Source organism: Pseudomonas sp. SD17-1 (assembly GCF_029201585.1).
GTDB classification, from domain to species: Bacteria; Pseudomonadota; Gammaproteobacteria; order Pseudomonadales; family Pseudomonadaceae; genus Aquipseudomonas; species Aquipseudomonas palmensis.
Genome location: NZ_CP104044.1, coordinates 3,748,829 through 3,763,935, shown reverse-complemented (window position 1 = coordinate 3,763,935; position 15,107 = coordinate 3,748,829). Strand labels below are relative to the sequence as shown.

The window sequence follows — 15,107 nt, the reverse complement described above, 5'->3', positions numbered from 1 at the left end:
ATGCTGATGATCGGCGTGGTGGTGTTTGCCTATGTGGGCATGTTGGCGTTGTGCCTGGGGCTGGAGCGGCACTACAAGCAGGTGTGGGGCAGGGCACCTGCACCCTGGTTGAGGGTGGCCCTGCGGTCGGCGGGCTGGTCGGCGCTGGCCATCAGCCTGTGGGTCAGTGGCGTGGCCTGGGGCTGGGCGATGGGGCCGGTAGCCTGGTTTGGCGGTATTTCACTGGCCGGGTTCGGGGTGGCGATGCTGTTGCCGTACTGGCCGCGTGCAATGGTTTGGCTGGCCGCAGCGTTGCCGTTGTGGGGCGTGCTGCTGGCGGTGTGACGATGTTGCAGTGGGGGCTGACATGCTGGACAGGCCCCCCCTGCGCGATGGCATCATCGCTAACTCGTTCACAGTCACCCCGGATGTCTTGCAGATGCTCACGATCTACCTGGTGGTCGCTCTCGGGGCCGTTGTTGCGGGGTTCGTCCAGGGGCTTTCGGGCTTTGCCTTCAGCATGGTCGCGATGTCGTTCTGGGCCTGGGTGCTCGACCCGAAGCTGGCCGCCACCCTGGCGGTGTTCGGCGGCCTCACCGGGCAGGTGGTGGCCGCGTTCTCGGTGCGCCGGGGCTTGAGCCTGCAACGCCTGCTGCCCTTCATCCTCGGTGGCCTGGCCGGCATTCCTCTGGGTGTTGCGCTGTTGCCCAACCTGGACATGCACTGGTTCAAGACCTTGCTCGGGGCCCTGCTGGTGACTTGGTGCCCGGTCATGCTGCTGGCCGGCAGATTGCCGAGAATCCCGCTGGCCGGCCGGCTGGTCGATGGCGTCATCGGTGTGATCGGTGGCGTTATGGGTGGGCTTGGCGGTTTCACCGGCACGGTCCCGACGCTGTGGTGCACCCTCAAGGGCTACGAGCGCGACCTGCAGCGCTCGATCATCCAGAACTTCAACCTGTCGATGCTGTTCGTGACCATGCTCACCTATCTGGGCACCGGCATCGTTACGGTGGACATGCTGCCGTTCTTCGCCATCGTCGCGCCGGCCATGCTGATTCCGACCTTCCTTGGTACGCGCCTGTACATCGGCATCAGCGACCTGCAGTTTCGCCGCATCGTGCTGGGCTTGCTGACTGCCTCGGGTGTCTCGCTGCTGATTTCGTCTGTGCCGAACCTGCTGGGGTAACCCAACCCTTTGGCCGGCTAGGCCGGCTCCTGCAGGTTCGCGCATTTGCCCAACCCCCCGGCACATGCTAGAAAACCGCCTACCCATTCAAAACCTGAATCCCGCCATGAGCCTCAGCCTCAAACCCAACAGGTCTCTGTTCGACCTCGACCTGCTGCGCGCCATCGTGGTGGTGGCCGACTGCGGCAGTTTCACCACAGCGGCCACGCGCCTGCATTCCACCCAGTCGACCATCAGCCAGAAGGTCCGGCGCCTCGAGGAGATGGTCGGTCACCGCCTGCTCGAGCGCGGCAATCGCGAGGTGCTGCCCACCGACGCCGGCCAGACCCTGCTCGGCTATGCCCGCCACATGCTCGCCCTCAACGACCAGATGCTCGAAGCCCTGGCCGGCGCCACGGTCGGCGTGACCCTGCGCCTGGGCGTACCCGAAGACTTCGTTGGCGGGCGCACCACCAACGCACTGTCGGCGTTCAACCGCAGGCACCCGCAGGTCAAGCTCGAAGTCACCAGCGGCCTGTGCCGCGACCTCAGCCAGAGCTACGACAACGGCGAGCTCGACCTGGTGCTGCTCAAGCAGCGGCGCAACGGTCGCGAAGGGGTGGCCAGCTGGCCGGAGCAATTGCGCTGGATCGACAGCGCGCACAACCCGGCCCTGGCGCTGGACCCGATCCCGCTGGTGACCTTTCCGCCACGCGGGCTGTACCGCGACGAAATCATCAGCGCAGTAGAGAGCCTGGGCCGGCGCTGGCGCATCGCGTTCACCAGCTCCAGCCTCAGCGGCATTCAGGCCGCCGTGGCCGACGGCATGGGCATCAGCCTGCTGCCGCCACGCGCCGTCACCGCCGAGCACCGGGTGCTCGGCGAGGCGGATGGCCTGCCGGTGATCGACAGCTACGAGATTCTGATTCTGCATCGCCAGACGGCCGACCCGATGGTACGAGCGCTGGCGGGCGTGTTGACCGGCCTGCTCGAAGCACAGGCGGTGTGAGCCTGCGGGTCACTTCCCCACAAAAAAGCCCGCCAGTCACGGCGGGCTTTCTGCATCGCTACCTGCTTAACGCTTTGGGTTCAGCGTCAGGTTCACGTTGCGGTTCACATCCTTGTACAGCAGGTAGCGGAACGGGCCAGGGCCACCCGAGTAGCAGGCCTGCGGGCAGAAGGCGCGCAGCCACATGAAGTCGCCGGCTTCCACTTCGACCCAGTCCTGGTTCAGGCGGTACACCGCCTTGCCTTCCAGCACGTACAGGCCGTGCTCCATCACGTGGGTTTCCGCGAACGGGATGGTGCCGCCCGGCTGGAAGGTCACGATGTTGACGTGCATGTCGTGGCGCATGTCGGCCATGTCGACGAAGCGGGTGGTGACCCAGGCGCCATCGGTGCCCGGCATCGGGATCGGGGTAACGTCCTGTTCGTTGGTGACGAACGCTTCCGGGTGCGCCAGGCCTTCGACTTCCTGGTAGTGCTTGCGGATCCAGTGGAAGGTCACGTTGGCCGCGCTGTTGTTGCGCAGGCTCCAGTCGGCGCCCGGCGGAATGAATGCGTAGCCGCCTGGCTTGAGGGTGTACGGCTTGCCTTGCAGGGTGATGTCGACTTCACCTTCGACCACGAACAGAACCGCCTCGGCGTTCTTGTCCTGCTCCGGGCGCTCGCTGCCGCCTTCAGGGGCAACTTCGACGATGTACTGCGAGAAGGTCTCGGCGAAACCCGACAGCGGGCGGGCGATGACCCACATGCGCATCTTGTCCCAGAAGGGCAGGTGGCTGGTGACGATGTCACGCATCACGCCCTTGGGGATCACCGCGTAGGCTTCGGTGAACATGGCACGGTCTGTCAGCAGCTCGGTCTGAGCCGGGTGCCCGCCGTGGGGGGCGAAGTAAGTGGTTCTGGACATGGACAGTCTCGATGTTTGTTGTTGTGTCCCCCGGGCCAGCCTGCGGCGGGCGGCCCCGTTCAGGGATTGCACCGCTACGTTATGACCATCTTTAGCTATCCACAAATTAAATGTTGAAATCCCTGCCATTCGATTTGTGAATGTGGCGTGCGCCTGGCCGACACTGCGCTACAGGTGTGCGCCCTGTGTAGCGGGTGATGCAACACCTGTAGCGTTGATTGCAGCGCGGGCGGCATCGGTGCGGCGCGCGCAAAGCCGCGTGCCAGAGCGGTTTTGGCGGTTCATGTCACAGCTGGCATGGCGGTTGCGATGAGCTGATGGCGCAGCGCGAAGACTGCGCCACTAATAAGAACAGGACACTCCCATGAGACAGACTGGCCTCGCCTCGCTTCCCCTCAAATCCCTTGCCGTTGCCGTGCTGCTGAGCCTGGCGGGTACACCGGCGCTGGCTGCGGACATCCCGGCCAACGTCGATGGCGCGCGCATCATCGCCGCCGACAAGGAGCCCGGTAACTGGATGAGCACCGGGCGCACCTACGACGAACAGCGCTACAGCCCGCTCAAGCAGATCAGCGACCAGAACGTCGGCCAGCTGGGCCTGGCCTGGAGCTACAAGCTGGACCTGGATCGTGGCGTGGAAGCCACCCCCATCGTGGTCGACGGGGTGATGTACACCACCGGGCCGTTCTCGGTGGTGTACGCGCTGGATGCGCGCGACGGCAGGCTGATCTGGAAGTACGACCCGCAATCGGACCGCCACCGCGCCGGCGAAGCCTGTTGCGACGCGGTCAACCGTGGCGTGGCGGTGTGGAAGGGCAAGGTCTACGTGGGCGTGCTCGACGGGCGCCTGGAGGCCATCGACGCCAAGACCGGCCAGCGCGCCTGGTCGGTCGACACCCGCGCCGACCACAAGCGCAGCTACACCATCACCGGCGCCCCTCGGGTGGTCAACGGCAAGGTGGTGATCGGCAACGGCGGCGCCGAGTTCGGCGTGCGGGGCTATGTCACCGCCTACGACGCCGAAACCGGCAAGGAGGCGTGGCGCTTCTACACCGTGCCGGGCGACCCCAAGCTGCCGCCCGAGGGCAAGGGCATGGAGATCGCCGCCAAGACCTGGTTCGGCGATGCCTATGTGGAGCAGGGCGGTGGCGGCACCGCCTGGGACTCGTTCGCTTACGACCCGGAGCTGAACCTGCTGTACATCGGCGTGGGCAACGGCTCGCTGTGGGACCCCAAATGGCGTAGCCAGGCCAAGGGCGACAACCTGTTCCTGTCGTCCATCGTGGCGGTCAATGCCGACACCGGCGAATACGTGTGGCACTACCAGACCACCCCGGGCGATGCCTGGGACTACACCGCCACCCAGCACATGATCCTGGCCGAGCTGCCCATCGACGGCAAGCCGCGCAAGGTGCTGATGCAGGCGCCGAAAAACGGCTTCTTCTATGTGATCGACCGCGCCACCGGCGAGCTGCTGTCGGCCAAGGGCATCGTGCCGCAGAGCTGGACCAAGGGCATGGACATGAAGACCGGGCGGCCGATCCTGGACGAAGAGAACGCCGCCTACTGGAAGAACGGCAAGCGCAACCTGGTGACCCCGGCGTTCTGGGGCGCGCATGACTGGCAGCCGATGTCGTACAACCCCGACACCGGGCTGGTGTACATCCCGGCGCACATCATGTCGGCCTACTACGAGCACATCCCCGAGGCGCCCAAGCGCAACCCGTTCAAGAGCATGTACCAGCTGGGCCTGCGCACCGGGATGATGCCCGAAGGCGCCGAAGGCCTGCTGGAGATGGCCAAGAGCTGGTCGGGCAAGCTGATCGCCTGGGACCCGGTCAAGCAGCAGGCCGCCTGGGAAGTGCCCTACGTGACCATCTTCAACGGCGGCACCTTGAGTACCGCGGGCAACCTGGTGTTCGAGGGCAGCGCCGACGGGCGGGTGATCGCCTATGCCGCCGACACCGGCGAAAAACTCTGGGAGCAACCGGCTGCCAGCGGCGTGATGGCCGCGCCCGTCACCTACAGCGTTGATGGCGAGCAGTACGTGACCTTCATGGCCGGCTGGGGCGGCGCGTTCTCCACCTTTGCCGGGGCCCTGTCGCTGCGGGCCGGCGTGCAGCCGTACGCCCAGGTGCTGACCTACAAGCTGGGCGGCACCGCCAAGCTGCAAGAGCCGGCGCCACGCCCGGACACCCCCAAACCACCCGCGTTGAGCAACGACACCGCTTCGATCGAGGCGGGCGCCAAGCTGTACGACGGTTACTGCTCGCAGTGTCACGGTATCCACGCGGTCAGCGGCGGCGTGCTGCCCGACCTGCGCAAGCTCACCCCGGAAAAACACCAGATGTTCCTCGGCATCCTCTTCGGTGGCCGCGTGCCGGATGGCATGCCGTCGTTCGCCGACGCCTTCACCCCCGAGCAGGTCGACCAGATCCACCAGTACCTGATCAAGCGCGCCCACGACCTTCATCAGGAAGGCGATACCTGGAAGCAGTTCAGCGCCAAGTCATCCCATTGAAAAGGAGCCATTGACCCATGAGTGACGTCATCTACCAGAACTACATCGCCAATGCGTTCGTCGACAGCGACGCGCAGATCGAGGTGCACAACCCGGCCAATGGACAACTGCTGGGGCGCGTGCCCCAGGCCAGTGACGCGCAGGTGGAGCAGGCCATTGCCGCCGCGCGCAAGGCCCAGAAGGGCTGGGCCACGCGCCCGGCCATCGAGCGCGCCGGCTACCTGCGCAAGATCGCCAGCAAGGTGCGCGACAACGCCGAGCGCCTGGCGCGCATCATCACCGCCGAGCAGGGCAAGGTGCTCGGCCTGGCCCTGGTCGAAGTCAACTTCACCGCCGACTACCTGGACTACATGGCCGAGTGGGCGCGACGCCTGGAAGGCGAGGTGCTCACCAGCGACCGCGCCGGTGAAAGCATCTTTCTGCTGCGCAAGCCGCTGGGTGTGGTGGCCGGGATTCTGCCGTGGAACTTCCCGTTCTTTCTGATCGCCCGCAAGATGGCGCCGGCCCTGCTCACGGGCAACACCATCGTGATCAAGCCCAGCGAAGAAACACCGATCAACTGCTTCGAGTTCGCCCGCCTGGTGGCCGAGACCGACCTGCCCAGCGGCGTGTTCAACGTGGTGTGCGGTACCGGGGCGACCGTGGGCCAGCGCCTGACCAGCCACGCCGGCATCGACCTGATCAGCTTCACCGGCAGCGTGGGCACCGGCTCGCGGATCATGGCCGCGGCGGCGCCGAACATCACCAAGCTCAACCTGGAGCTGGGCGGCAAGGCGCCGGCCATCGTGCTGGCTGATGCGGACCTGGAGCTGGCGGTCAAGTCGATCACCGCGTCGCGGGTGATCAACACCGGGCAGGTGTGCAACTGCGCCGAGCGGGTGTACGTGCAGCGCGAGGTGGCGGATGAGTTCACCGACAAACTGGCCAGCGCCATGGCCGCCACCCGTTATGGTGACCCGCTGGCCGAGGCGGACCTGGACATGGGCCCGCTGATCAACCAGGCCGCCCTGGACAAGGTCGGGCAGATGGTGCGCACCGCCACCGGTCAGGGCGCGCAGCTGGTGACCGGGGGCGCGGTGGCCGATCGCGGGCAGGGCTTCCACTACCAGCCGACGGTGCTGGCCGGCTGCTCGGCCGACATGGAGATCATGCGCAAGGAGATCTTCGGGCCGGTGTTGCCGATCCAGATCGTGGAGAGCCTGGACGAGGCGATTGCGCTGGCCAACGACAGTGAATACGGGCTGACCTCATCGCTGTACACGCGCAGCCTGAGTGCAGCGATGCATGCCAGCAACGCGCTGGATTTCGGCGAGACCTACATCAACCGCGAGAACTTCGAGGCCATGCAGGGCTTCCATGCCGGTACGCGCAAGTCGGGGATCGGTGGGGCCGATGGCAAGCATGGGTTGTATGAGTACACGCATACCCATGTGGTCTACATCCAGATCTGAGGCCCAGGTAGCCTGTTAGGGTCTCATCGCGGGTCAAGCCCGCTCCCACAGCCTGTGGGAGCGGGCTCGACCCGCGATGGGTTGCACAGCAACCCCTGCCATCACAACCGATCATTGGGCTGCACCACCCCGTACTTCTTCATCTGCCGATACAGCGTCGAGCGCGCCACCCCCAGTTCAGCCGCCACCGCACTGATGTTCCAGCGATGGCGCCGCAACCTTTGCAGCAACTCGCTGGCCGGGTCCTGGCTGTCGATGCGCAGCGGCTCGCCGCGCACCACCTGCACCACTTCCGCCGGCAGGCAATCCACGTCGATCACCCCGTCCTCGGCCAACGCCACCGCGTAGCGCAATGCATTGAGCAACTGACGAATGTTGCCCGGCCACGCATGGGCATGCAGGCACTGGCGGGCCTGTTCGGTCAACCGCACGCCGCTGCTCTGCGCCGCCAGTAACTGCTCGATCAACGCGCCCCGGTCACTGCGTTCGCGCAAGGCCGGCAACGCCAGGCTCATGCCGCCCAGGCGGTAGTAGAGGTCCTCGCGAAAGCGCTTGTCGCCAATCATCCCGTGCAGGTCCTGGTGGGTCGCCGACACCACCTGCACGTCCAGCGCCACCGGCGCCTGGGCGCCGATCGGGAAGATCTCGCGCTCGGCCAGCACCCGCAGCAAACGGGTTTGCAGGTGCGCCGGCATGTCGCCGATCTCGTCCAGAAACAGCGTGCCGCCGGCGGCCAGTTCCAGCTTGCCCTTCATGCCCTTCTTGTCGGCCCCGGTGAAGCTGCCGCCGCGGTAGCCGAACAGCTCGCTCTCGATCAGCGTCTCGGGAATCGCCGCGCAATTGAGCGCGATGAACGGCCCGGCGCGCCGCGCACTGGCCTGGTGGATGGCGCGGGCGAATGCCTCCTTGCCGGTGCCGGTCTCGCCGGTGATCAGTATCGGCAGGTCCTTGTCGAGCACCTTGCGCACCCGCTGCACCGCCTGTTGCAGGCGCGCATCGCCGCCGGCCAGCTGCTGCAGGTCGGGGTGGCTGCTGCGCACCGGCGGTCTGGCCGGGGCAGGGCGGTGGCGCTGCGACGGTATGCGCAGGCCCACATCCAGCAAGGCGTCGTCCTGCTGCCCGCGCAGGCGCACGCCGCGTGCACCGCCCTGGGTCAGGTGCAGCAGTTCATCCATCGAGGTTGGCAGCAGGCTGTCGATGCGCGCACCCAGCAGCGGCGCCGCATCGCGCTGGTGGGCAACGAAGGTGGCGCGGTTGGCGCCGATGATGCAGCCGTTGTCGTCCAGCGCCAGCAACTGCTCGTTGGCCAGGTCGGCTATGTCGTCGATGGGCTTGAGCGACAGGGTGAGGCGGTCGCGGTAGCACTCGCGAAAGTGCGCGTTCTCGATCAGCCGCGCATACAGGATCACCAGTTGCAGAGTCAGGTACTGCGCCTCCTTGGGCCCGTTGCTGTTCAGGCAAGTGGCGTTCAGGCAGCCGCGCAGCAGGCCCTGGGCGTCGAAGATCGGCGCCACCGAGCAGCTCAGGCGAAAGTTGGAGGCCAGAAAGTGCTCTTCGCGGTGAATGATCAGCGGCTGCGCGGCGGCCAGGGTGGTGCCGATGCCGTTGGTGCCGGCAATCGACTCGTCCCAGCGCGCGCCCACCACCAGCCCGGCCTGGGTATAGATGTGGCTGGCTTCGGGCAGGCGGGTGTCGAGGGTGATGCCGTGTTCGTCGCTGAGCAGCACCGCGAACCCGGCCGGCACCACGCGCCTGGCCAGGCCGCTGACGCCCTGGCTGGCGATGGCCAGGTATTGCTGGTGCTGCTGTTGATGCTGGCGGATGGCGTCGGCGCCCAGCACATGGGTACGCCCGGCGGCGCCGGGGTCGAGGCGATGCTCGACCACGCTGCGGTACCAGGACTGCGCAATGACAGGGTCGGGGCGGATGCCGCGCTCGGGGAAGTGATCGTCGACGAAGGCCGCAAGATCGCTCGGGCTGGTCTGGGTATGCTGCATGCTCGGCTCCCGTCGACCGTGGCGCGCGCAGGGGCGGCTCACCGTCATCTTGTTGTCTCGGGCCAGGGGCGGGCACCGATCTGTGCCTACCTTAGTCGCTGTGTCGGGAATTTTCAGCTATTGATGCAGCCCTGGCCTAGAAAAGCATCCCCAGCAGAATTGCCTTCACCGTCGCCTCGGCCTTGTTGCTGGCCTGCAGCTTGCGCATGGCGTTGACCAGGTGGAACTTCACCGTGCGGCTGTCGATGGTGAGGATGATGCTGATCTCGCTGTAGGTCTTGCCCACGGCGGTCCATTTGAGCACTTCTTTCTCCCGTGCGGTCAGGGCCTTCTGGGCCTCGGGCAGGTGGGTCTGGGCAAAGAAGCCGGTCATGGCACTGTGCGCCAGTTGCGACAGCCAGATGAGCTTGGCTTCCTTGGCGTCCAGTTCCAGTGTGGAGATCGGGTCATCCGGGCGGGACAGGGACAGCAGGCCGATGGTGCCGTAGTCGCCCTGCACCGACAGGCACCAGCCGTGGTCCAGGCTGTAGTGCCGCGCCTCTTCCCAGAATGCCTGCTGGTGCTGCTGTTGCGCGGCGGCCCACTGCAGGGGCGTGGTGCGGGTCAGCCCGTGGGCCACCGTCGGGTCGCAGGAAAAATAGTCCTCGGCCACGTACCTGGCTTCCCAGGCGCTGGGGTAATTGGAGCGCAGGATGAACTGCGGGGCGGCGATCGGCAGCGGATTCTTCAGCCCATAGGAACAGAACTCGAAGTCCAGCTCGCGGGTAAGCCGGGTCAGCTCGCTGAACAGCTCGCCTTCGTTGCGGCACCCCGTCACCACGGCAATGAACCTTTCGCGCCAATCACTCACTTGAATGTCACTCGAGAGCTGAAAAATGAAACTCAATGTTATGAGCAAGATTTTTAAACATGAAAGTGCATGTTTTTATACGAATTGAAAATGGATATTGCCAAATCCAGTCAACCCATACAGGCCAGCTTTTCCTGCCCTAACAGGCAGCTATTGGGCCCGTCGCAACTTTGCTTAACTACGGGTTCAAAACTCTGACATGGACTTCATCATGAAAAAAATAGTCGACGAGCGTCCTGGACTTCTGCTGTGTGAAACGGCGGAAACGATGATAGGCCAATCTGCCGAGTATCCAGCACTGTTCTGTGTCCGTTCCGGTATCAGTGCCGAAGAGGCTCTGGTACATGCGGCCCTTTACCTTAAATGTGCGGCCTCGACGAGCTTGAAAACCGTTGAGGCAAACGCGCAGGAGTGTCGGGGCCTGGCATGGTCGACGGTGCATTCGGTAGAGATGGCCTCAGCATTGATTAGCGCCGTTTTAACCGGCATGAGAAGCAGCAACCCCAACGAAAGTTGAATTGACGTTATCACAGGGTGCTTTGGATATATCCATTTGTTATGGTGTGCCCGCGATGACCGTATCTTGATGTTGCGGGTAGGAGACCAAGTGCCTAGGAAGGTGATAGTGCAATGATTGCGTGTGTGCGTTGGCTGTTGGTCGTGCTGTTCGTGGTGGTGACGTTTCCGTTCCTGTGCCTGGTGCTGTTGCTCAATCCGCGCAAGCAGGACAACCTCTACCTGGCCTGCAAGGTCTACAGGGCCATCAACTGGATCTTTGGCGTGCGCGTCGAGGTTGGTGGTTTCGACGCCATCGCGCCCGACCGCTCCTACATCTATGTGGCCAACCACCAGAGCAACCACGATGCATTTGTCGTGGCCCAGGCGCTGCGCCCAGGCACGGTGATCGTGGGCAAGCAGTCGTTGCGCTGGCTGCCGTTGGCCGGGCAGCTGTACTGGCTGACCGGCAGCCTGTTCATCGACCGCAGCAACCCGCGCGCGTCGATCACCAGCCTGCGGCGCATCGCCACCCGCGTGGCCGACAGCAAGACATCGCTCTGGATCTTCCCCGAGGGCACGCGCAACACCGGGCAGGGCGTGCTGCCGTTCAAGACCGGTGCATTTCGCATCGCCAAGGAAATGGGCATCGGCATCATTCCCGTGACCATCAGCCCGGCGGTGCGCCGGATCCGCCACAACGCCCTGGGCTGCACCGATGTGAGTATCGTGGCGCACCGGCCCATCGAGGCCGACCTGGTGGCCAGCATGGATGCCAAGCAGCTGGCGTCGTATACGCGGGAAGTGGTCAACAATGGGTTGCCCATCGTGTAGTTGCCGGGGCCTTCGCCCGCAAGGCTGGTTCCTGCAGGAGCCAGCCTTGCGGGCGAAGAGGCCCGTCAGTTCGCCGCCTTGAACCTCAAGCGCCACGCATGCAGCAGCGGCTCGGTATACCCGCTCGGCTGCTCACGCCCCTTGAACACCAGGTCGCTGGCGGCCTGGAACGCCATCGAGGTGGCAAAGTCCGGCGCCATCGGGCGGTATGCCGCATCCCCGGCATTCTGCCGGTCGACCACCACCGCCATGCGTTCGAGCACCTCGCGTACCTTGGCCTCGCTCACCGTGCCATGCAGCAGCCAGTTGGCAATGTGCTGGCTGGATATACGCAAGGTCGCACGGTCTTCCATCAGGCCGACGTTGTGGATGTCCGGCACCTTGGAGCACCCGACCCCTTGCTCCACCCAGCGCACCACGTAGCCGAGAATGCCCTGGCAGTTGTTCTCCAGCTCCTGCAGTTTTTCCGCATCGCTCCAGTTCGGACGCGGCGATACCGGAATGGTCAGCAGGTCGTTGAGCAGGCTGTCACGCTCGCCGGCCAGGTCGATGCGCTGCAATTCGCTCTGCACCCCCTGCACGTCCACCTGGTGGTAGTGCAGCGCATGCAGCGTGGCGGCCGTGGGTGAGGGCACCCATGCGGTGGTGGCACCGGCCTTGGGGTGGCCGATCTTCTGCACCAGCATGTCGGCCATCAGGTCGGGCATGGCCCACATGCCCTTGCCGATCTGCGCGCGCCCCTTGAGCCCGCAGGCCAGCCCCACCAGCACGTTGTTGCGCTCGTAGGCGGTGATCCACGGCGTGGACTTCATGTCGCCCTTGCGCAGCATCGGGCCGGCTTCCATGGCGCTGTGCATCTCGTCGCCGGTACGGTCGAGAAAGCCCGTGTTGATGAACACCACCCGCTCGTGCGCTGCGCCGATGCACGCCTTGAGGTTCACCGAGGTGCGCCGCTCCTCGTCCATGATGCCCATCTTCAGGGTGTTGCGCGGCAGCGCCAGCAGGTCTTCGACACGCCCGAACAGTTCGGCGGCAAACGCCACTTCGGCAGGGCCGTGCATCTTCGGCTTGACGATGTACACGCTGCCGCTGCGCGAGTTGCCGCGCCGCTGCAGGTCGTGGATGGCGATCAGGCCGGTGAGCACCGCGTCCATGATGCCCTCGGGAATCTCGGCACCATCGCCATCGAGAATCGCCGGGTTGGTCATCAGGTGGCCGACGTTGCGCACGAACAGCAGCGAACGGCCATGCAGGGTCAGTGTTGCGCCATCGGCTGCGGTGTAGACGCGGTCCGGGTTGAGGCGGCGCACGCGGGTCTTGCCGCCCTTGCTGATCGCTTCGCTCAGGTCGCCTTTCATCAGGCCCAGCAGGTTGCGGTAGATCAGGGTCTTGTCTTCGGCATCCACCGCGGCCACCGAGTCCTCGCAGTCGAGGATGGTGCTCAGGGCGGCTTCGACCAGCACGTCCTTGACCCCGGCCGCATCGGTCTGGCCGATGGCGCTGGTGGGGTCGATCTGGATTTCCAGGTGCAGGCCGTTGTTCTTCAGCAGCACCGCGTTCGGCTGGGCGGCATCGCCCTGGAAACCGACGAACTTGGCGGGGTCTTTGAGTGTGGTGGTCAGGCCGCTGATGAGGTCGACGCGCAGTTGCCCGTCCTCGATGCGGTAGGCCTTGGCCTCGGCGTGCGAGCCGCCGGCCAGCGGTGCAGCCTGGTCCAGGGCCTTGCGCGCGAAGGCGATGACCTTCTGGCCACGGCGCGGGTTGTAGCCCTCGCCAGCCTCGGCGCCGTCGGTGTCGCTGATCGCATCGGTGCCATACAGCGCGTCATACAGCGAGCCCCAGCGTGCGTTTGCGGCGTTGAGCGCATAGCGCGCGTTCATCACCGGCACCACCAGCTGCGGGCCGGCCTGTTCGCACAGCTCGCTGTCGACGTTGGAGGTGCTCACCGCCACCTGTTCAGGCACCGGCACCAGGTAGCCGATCTCGCTCAGGAAGGCGCGGTAGGCCGGCATGTCGGCCACCGGGCCCGGGTGGGCGCGGTGCCAGGTGTCCAGCGCGGCCTGCAGGCGGTCGCGTTCGGCGAGCAGGGCGCGGTTCTTCGGCGCCAGGTCGTGCACCAGGGCGTCGAAGCCTTGCCAGAAGTTGGCCTCCGGCACACCGGTGCCGGGCAGGGCCTCGGTTTCGATGAAGTGCTGCAGGGCGCTCGCGACCTGCAGGCGTTGACGCTGAATACGGTCGTTCATGGTCGGTTGCTCCTGATCAGTCTTTAACGGCGGCAACGCCGGCCTTGGCCACCTGGGCGTCCTGTTCGGACTTGACCCCCGACACACCCACCGCGCCGACCACCTGGCCGTCGACGATCACCGGCACGCCGCCTTCGAGCGTGCCGCTGATGACCGGCACCGACAGGAACGCCGTGCGCCCGCCATTGATCATGTCTTCGTACAGCTTGGTTTCACGTCGGCCCAGCGCCGCGCTGCGGGCCTTTTCGGTGGCGATGTAGGCACTCACCGGCGCGCAGCCGTCCAGGCGCTCGAAGCCCAGCGGGTGGCCGCCGTCGTCGACCACGGCAATGCTCACGGCCCACTGGTTGGCCTGGGCCTCGGCACGGGCGGCGGCGAGAATCTGCTGCACGTCGCTCAGGGTCATTACGGGTTTGCTTTGCATGAAATCAGGCTCCTGGGTTGAGGGCTTGGTCAACGAGTTCGATCCAGTGCCGCACGGGGGTTCGCCCGGCACCGTCGAGGTGGGTCTGGCAGCCGATGTTGGCCGTGGCGATCACGTCGGGGTGGCCACTTTCCAGCGCATCGAGCTTGTTGTCGCGCAGTTGCCTGGACAGCACCGGCTGGGTCAGCGAATAGGTGCCGGCCGAACCGCAGCACAGGTGGCTGTCGGGTACCTCGGTAAGGTTGAAGCCCAGGCGTTTGAGTACGGCTTCAACTGCGCCGCCAAGTTTTTGTGCGTGCTGCAGGGTACACGGGCAGTGGAAGGCCAGGGTCTGGTCGCAGCACGCCTCGAAGCGCTCCAGCGGTTCGGCGCGGATCACTTCGACGATGTCCCGCGCCAGGGCGCTGATGCGCTCGGCCTTGGCCGCGTAGGCCGGGTCGTCGCGCAGCAGGTAGGCGTATTCCTTGACGAAGGCGCCGCAGCCGCTGGCGGTCTGCACGATGGCTTCGGCGCCGGCTTCCACGGCTGGCCACCAGGCGTCGATGTTGCGCCGCGCACGTTCAAGCCCGGTGTCCTGCGCGTTGAGGTGATAGTCCACCGCGCCGCAGCAGCCGGCCTGGGCAATCGGCGTGATGCTGATGCCCAGGCGGTCGAGCACGCGCGCGGTGGCGGCGTTGGTGTTGGGCGACAGGCTGCGCTGCACGCAGCCTTCGAGCATCAGCACGCGCCGTGCATGGGTGGCCTGGGGGCGTTGCCGGGCCGGTGCCACGCTGCGTGGCAGGTGGGTCCTGAATGCCTCGGGCAGCACTGGGCGCAGCAGCTCGCCGGTACTCACCAGCGCCTGGAACAGGGCCGGGCGCGGCACCACGGCGCGCAGGCCGCTGCGCAGCAGGCGCTGGCCCAGCGGGCGGGGTACACGGGCCTCGATGGCGTCGCGACCGATGTCCAGCAGCTTGTGGTACTCCACCCCCGACGGGCAGGTGGTTTCGCAGTTGCGGCAGGTCAGGCAGCGGTCCAGGTGCTGCTGGGTCTTCTCGCTGACGGTGTCCTGCTCGAGGAATTGCTTGATCAGGTAGATGCGTCCGCGCGGGCCGTCCAGCTCGTCGCCCAGTTCCTGGTAGGTGGGGCAGGTGGCATTGCAGAAGCCGCAGTGCACGCAACTGCGCAGGATGCGTTCGGCTTCGTCGGCGTGGGGCAGGCGCTTGGCCGCTTCGCTCAGGTTGGTCTGCATGGTGG

Annotated in this window: 13 protein-coding genes; 7 read left to right on the top strand and 6 right to left on the bottom strand. The window is 65.7% G+C overall.

Annotated features, from left to right (window positions below):
• The 3 genes from N0B28_RS17045 (at window position 1) to N0B28_RS17035 (ending at window position 2,153) form a co-directional block, all read left to right on the top strand.
• Window positions 1-324 carry a DUF3325 domain-containing protein gene (locus N0B28_RS17045; RefSeq protein ID WP_054915159.1) on the top strand — a complete coding sequence of 108 codons (324 nt, stop codon included), beginning with the start codon at window positions 1-3 and terminating at the stop codon, window positions 322-324.
• Window positions 325-346: 22 nt separating this feature from the next.
• Window positions 347-1,165 carry a sulfite exporter TauE/SafE family protein gene (locus tag N0B28_RS17040; protein ID WP_231390634.1) on the top strand — a complete coding sequence of 273 codons (819 nt, stop codon included), beginning with the start codon at window positions 347-349 and terminating at the stop codon, window positions 1,163-1,165.
• Between the two features lie 106 nt (window positions 1,166-1,271).
• Entirely contained in the window at window positions 1,272-2,153 is an 882-nt protein-coding gene (locus N0B28_RS17035) for a LysR substrate-binding domain-containing protein (RefSeq protein WP_275727690.1), read from the top strand.
• Between the two features lie 66 nt (window positions 2,154-2,219).
• On the opposite strand, the gene N0B28_RS17030 is transcribed toward N0B28_RS17035, so the two are convergent.
• A complete protein-coding gene (locus N0B28_RS17030) occupies window positions 2,220-3,056 on the bottom strand; it encodes a bifunctional allantoicase/(S)-ureidoglycine aminohydrolase (protein ID WP_043861160.1) in 837 nt (278 codons plus the stop codon).
• A 364-nt stretch (window positions 3,057-3,420) separates the two neighbouring features.
• Here N0B28_RS17030 and N0B28_RS17025 point away from each other — a divergent pair, with 364 nt between their 5' ends.
• Complete coding sequence (locus tag N0B28_RS17025) at window positions 3,421-5,577, top strand: PQQ-dependent dehydrogenase, methanol/ethanol family (RefSeq protein WP_054915158.1); 2,157 nt, start codon at window positions 3,421-3,423, stop codon at window positions 5,575-5,577.
• Window positions 5,578-5,594: 17 nt separating this feature from the next.
• On the top strand, window positions 5,595-7,028 hold the full coding sequence (gene aldA, locus N0B28_RS17020; protein ID WP_058541274.1) for an aldehyde dehydrogenase: 1,434 nt from the start codon (window positions 5,595-5,597) through the stop codon (window positions 7,026-7,028).
• A gap of 101 nt (window positions 7,029-7,129) precedes the next feature.
• On the opposite strand, the gene N0B28_RS17015 is transcribed toward aldA, so the two are convergent.
• Window positions 7,130-9,025, bottom strand: coding sequence for a sigma-54-dependent Fis family transcriptional regulator (locus N0B28_RS17015; protein ID WP_275727685.1), 1,896 nt, complete (start codon window positions 9,023-9,025; stop codon window positions 7,130-7,132).
• A 136-nt stretch (window positions 9,026-9,161) separates the two neighbouring features.
• Complete coding sequence (locus tag N0B28_RS17010) at window positions 9,162-9,875, bottom strand: LuxR family transcriptional regulator (protein ID WP_058541272.1); 714 nt, start codon at window positions 9,873-9,875, stop codon at window positions 9,162-9,164.
• A gap of 211 nt (window positions 9,876-10,086) precedes the next feature.
• On the opposite strand from N0B28_RS17010, the gene N0B28_RS17005 reads away from it, so the two are divergent.
• The gene (locus N0B28_RS17005; RefSeq protein ID WP_078481746.1) at window positions 10,087-10,392 is read left to right on the top strand and encodes a DUF3077 domain-containing protein; all 306 of its coding nucleotides are present in this window, start codon (window positions 10,087-10,089) and stop codon (window positions 10,390-10,392) included.
• Between the two features lie 113 nt (window positions 10,393-10,505).
• Window positions 10,506-11,204 carry a lysophospholipid acyltransferase family protein gene (locus N0B28_RS17000; protein ID WP_168186853.1) on the top strand — a complete coding sequence of 233 codons (699 nt, stop codon included), beginning with the start codon at window positions 10,506-10,508 and terminating at the stop codon, window positions 11,202-11,204.
• Between the two features lie 65 nt (window positions 11,205-11,269).
• Here the strand turns inward: N0B28_RS17000 and N0B28_RS16995 are convergent, their stop codons facing one another.
• The 3 genes from N0B28_RS16995 to glcF are packed head-to-tail and all read right to left on the bottom strand — an operon-like array spanning window position 11,270 to window position 15,102.
• Entirely contained in the window at window positions 11,270-13,447 is a 2,178-nt protein-coding gene (locus N0B28_RS16995; protein ID WP_275727679.1) for a malate synthase G, read from the bottom strand.
• Window positions 13,448-13,463: 16 nt separating this feature from the next.
• Window positions 13,464-13,871, bottom strand: a complete 408-nt coding sequence (locus N0B28_RS16990) for a heme-binding protein (RefSeq protein WP_043861167.1) — start codon at window positions 13,869-13,871, stop codon at window positions 13,464-13,466.
• Between the two features lie 4 nt (window positions 13,872-13,875).
• Window positions 13,876-15,102 carry a glycolate oxidase subunit GlcF gene (gene glcF / locus N0B28_RS16985; RefSeq protein ID WP_043861168.1) on the bottom strand — a complete coding sequence of 409 codons (1,227 nt, stop codon included), beginning with the start codon at window positions 15,100-15,102 and terminating at the stop codon, window positions 13,876-13,878.
• Window positions 15,103-15,107: the final 5 nt, after the last annotated feature.

What these genes read in the sequence shown, in the direction of transcription:
- N0B28_RS17035 (WP_275727690.1), top strand. Translation starts at nt 1,272, where the DNA reads ATGAGCCTCAGCCTCAAACCCAACAGGTCTCTGTTCGACCTCGACCTG.
- N0B28_RS17015 (WP_275727685.1), bottom strand. Translation starts at nt 9,025, where the DNA reads ATGCAGCATACCCAGACCAGCCCGAGCGATCTTGCGGCCTTCGTCGAC.
- N0B28_RS17005 (WP_078481746.1), top strand. Translation starts at nt 10,087, where the DNA reads ATGAAAAAAATAGTCGACGAGCGTCCTGGACTTCTGCTGTGTGAAACG.
- aldA (WP_058541274.1), top strand. Translation starts at nt 5,595, where the DNA reads ATGAGTGACGTCATCTACCAGAACTACATCGCCAATGCGTTCGTCGAC.
- N0B28_RS17045 (WP_054915159.1), top strand. Translation starts at nt 1, where the DNA reads ATGCTGATGATCGGCGTGGTGGTGTTTGCCTATGTGGGCATGTTGGCG.
- N0B28_RS17025 (WP_054915158.1), top strand. Translation starts at nt 3,421, where the DNA reads ATGAGACAGACTGGCCTCGCCTCGCTTCCCCTCAAATCCCTTGCCGTT.
- N0B28_RS16990 (WP_043861167.1), bottom strand. Translation starts at nt 13,871, where the DNA reads ATGCAAAGCAAACCCGTAATGACCCTGAGCGACGTGCAGCAGATTCTC.
- N0B28_RS16995 (WP_275727679.1), bottom strand. Translation starts at nt 13,447, where the DNA reads ATGAACGACCGTATTCAGCGTCAACGCCTGCAGGTCGCGAGCGCCCTG.
- N0B28_RS17030 (WP_043861160.1), bottom strand. Translation starts at nt 3,056, where the DNA reads ATGTCCAGAACCACTTACTTCGCCCCCCACGGCGGGCACCCGGCTCAG.
- N0B28_RS17040 (WP_231390634.1), top strand. Translation starts at nt 347, where the DNA reads ATGCTGGACAGGCCCCCCCTGCGCGATGGCATCATCGCTAACTCGTTC.
- N0B28_RS17000 (WP_168186853.1), top strand. Translation starts at nt 10,506, where the DNA reads ATGATTGCGTGTGTGCGTTGGCTGTTGGTCGTGCTGTTCGTGGTGGTG.
- glcF (WP_043861168.1), bottom strand. Translation starts at nt 15,102, where the DNA reads ATGCAGACCAACCTGAGCGAAGCGGCCAAGCGCCTGCCCCACGCCGAC.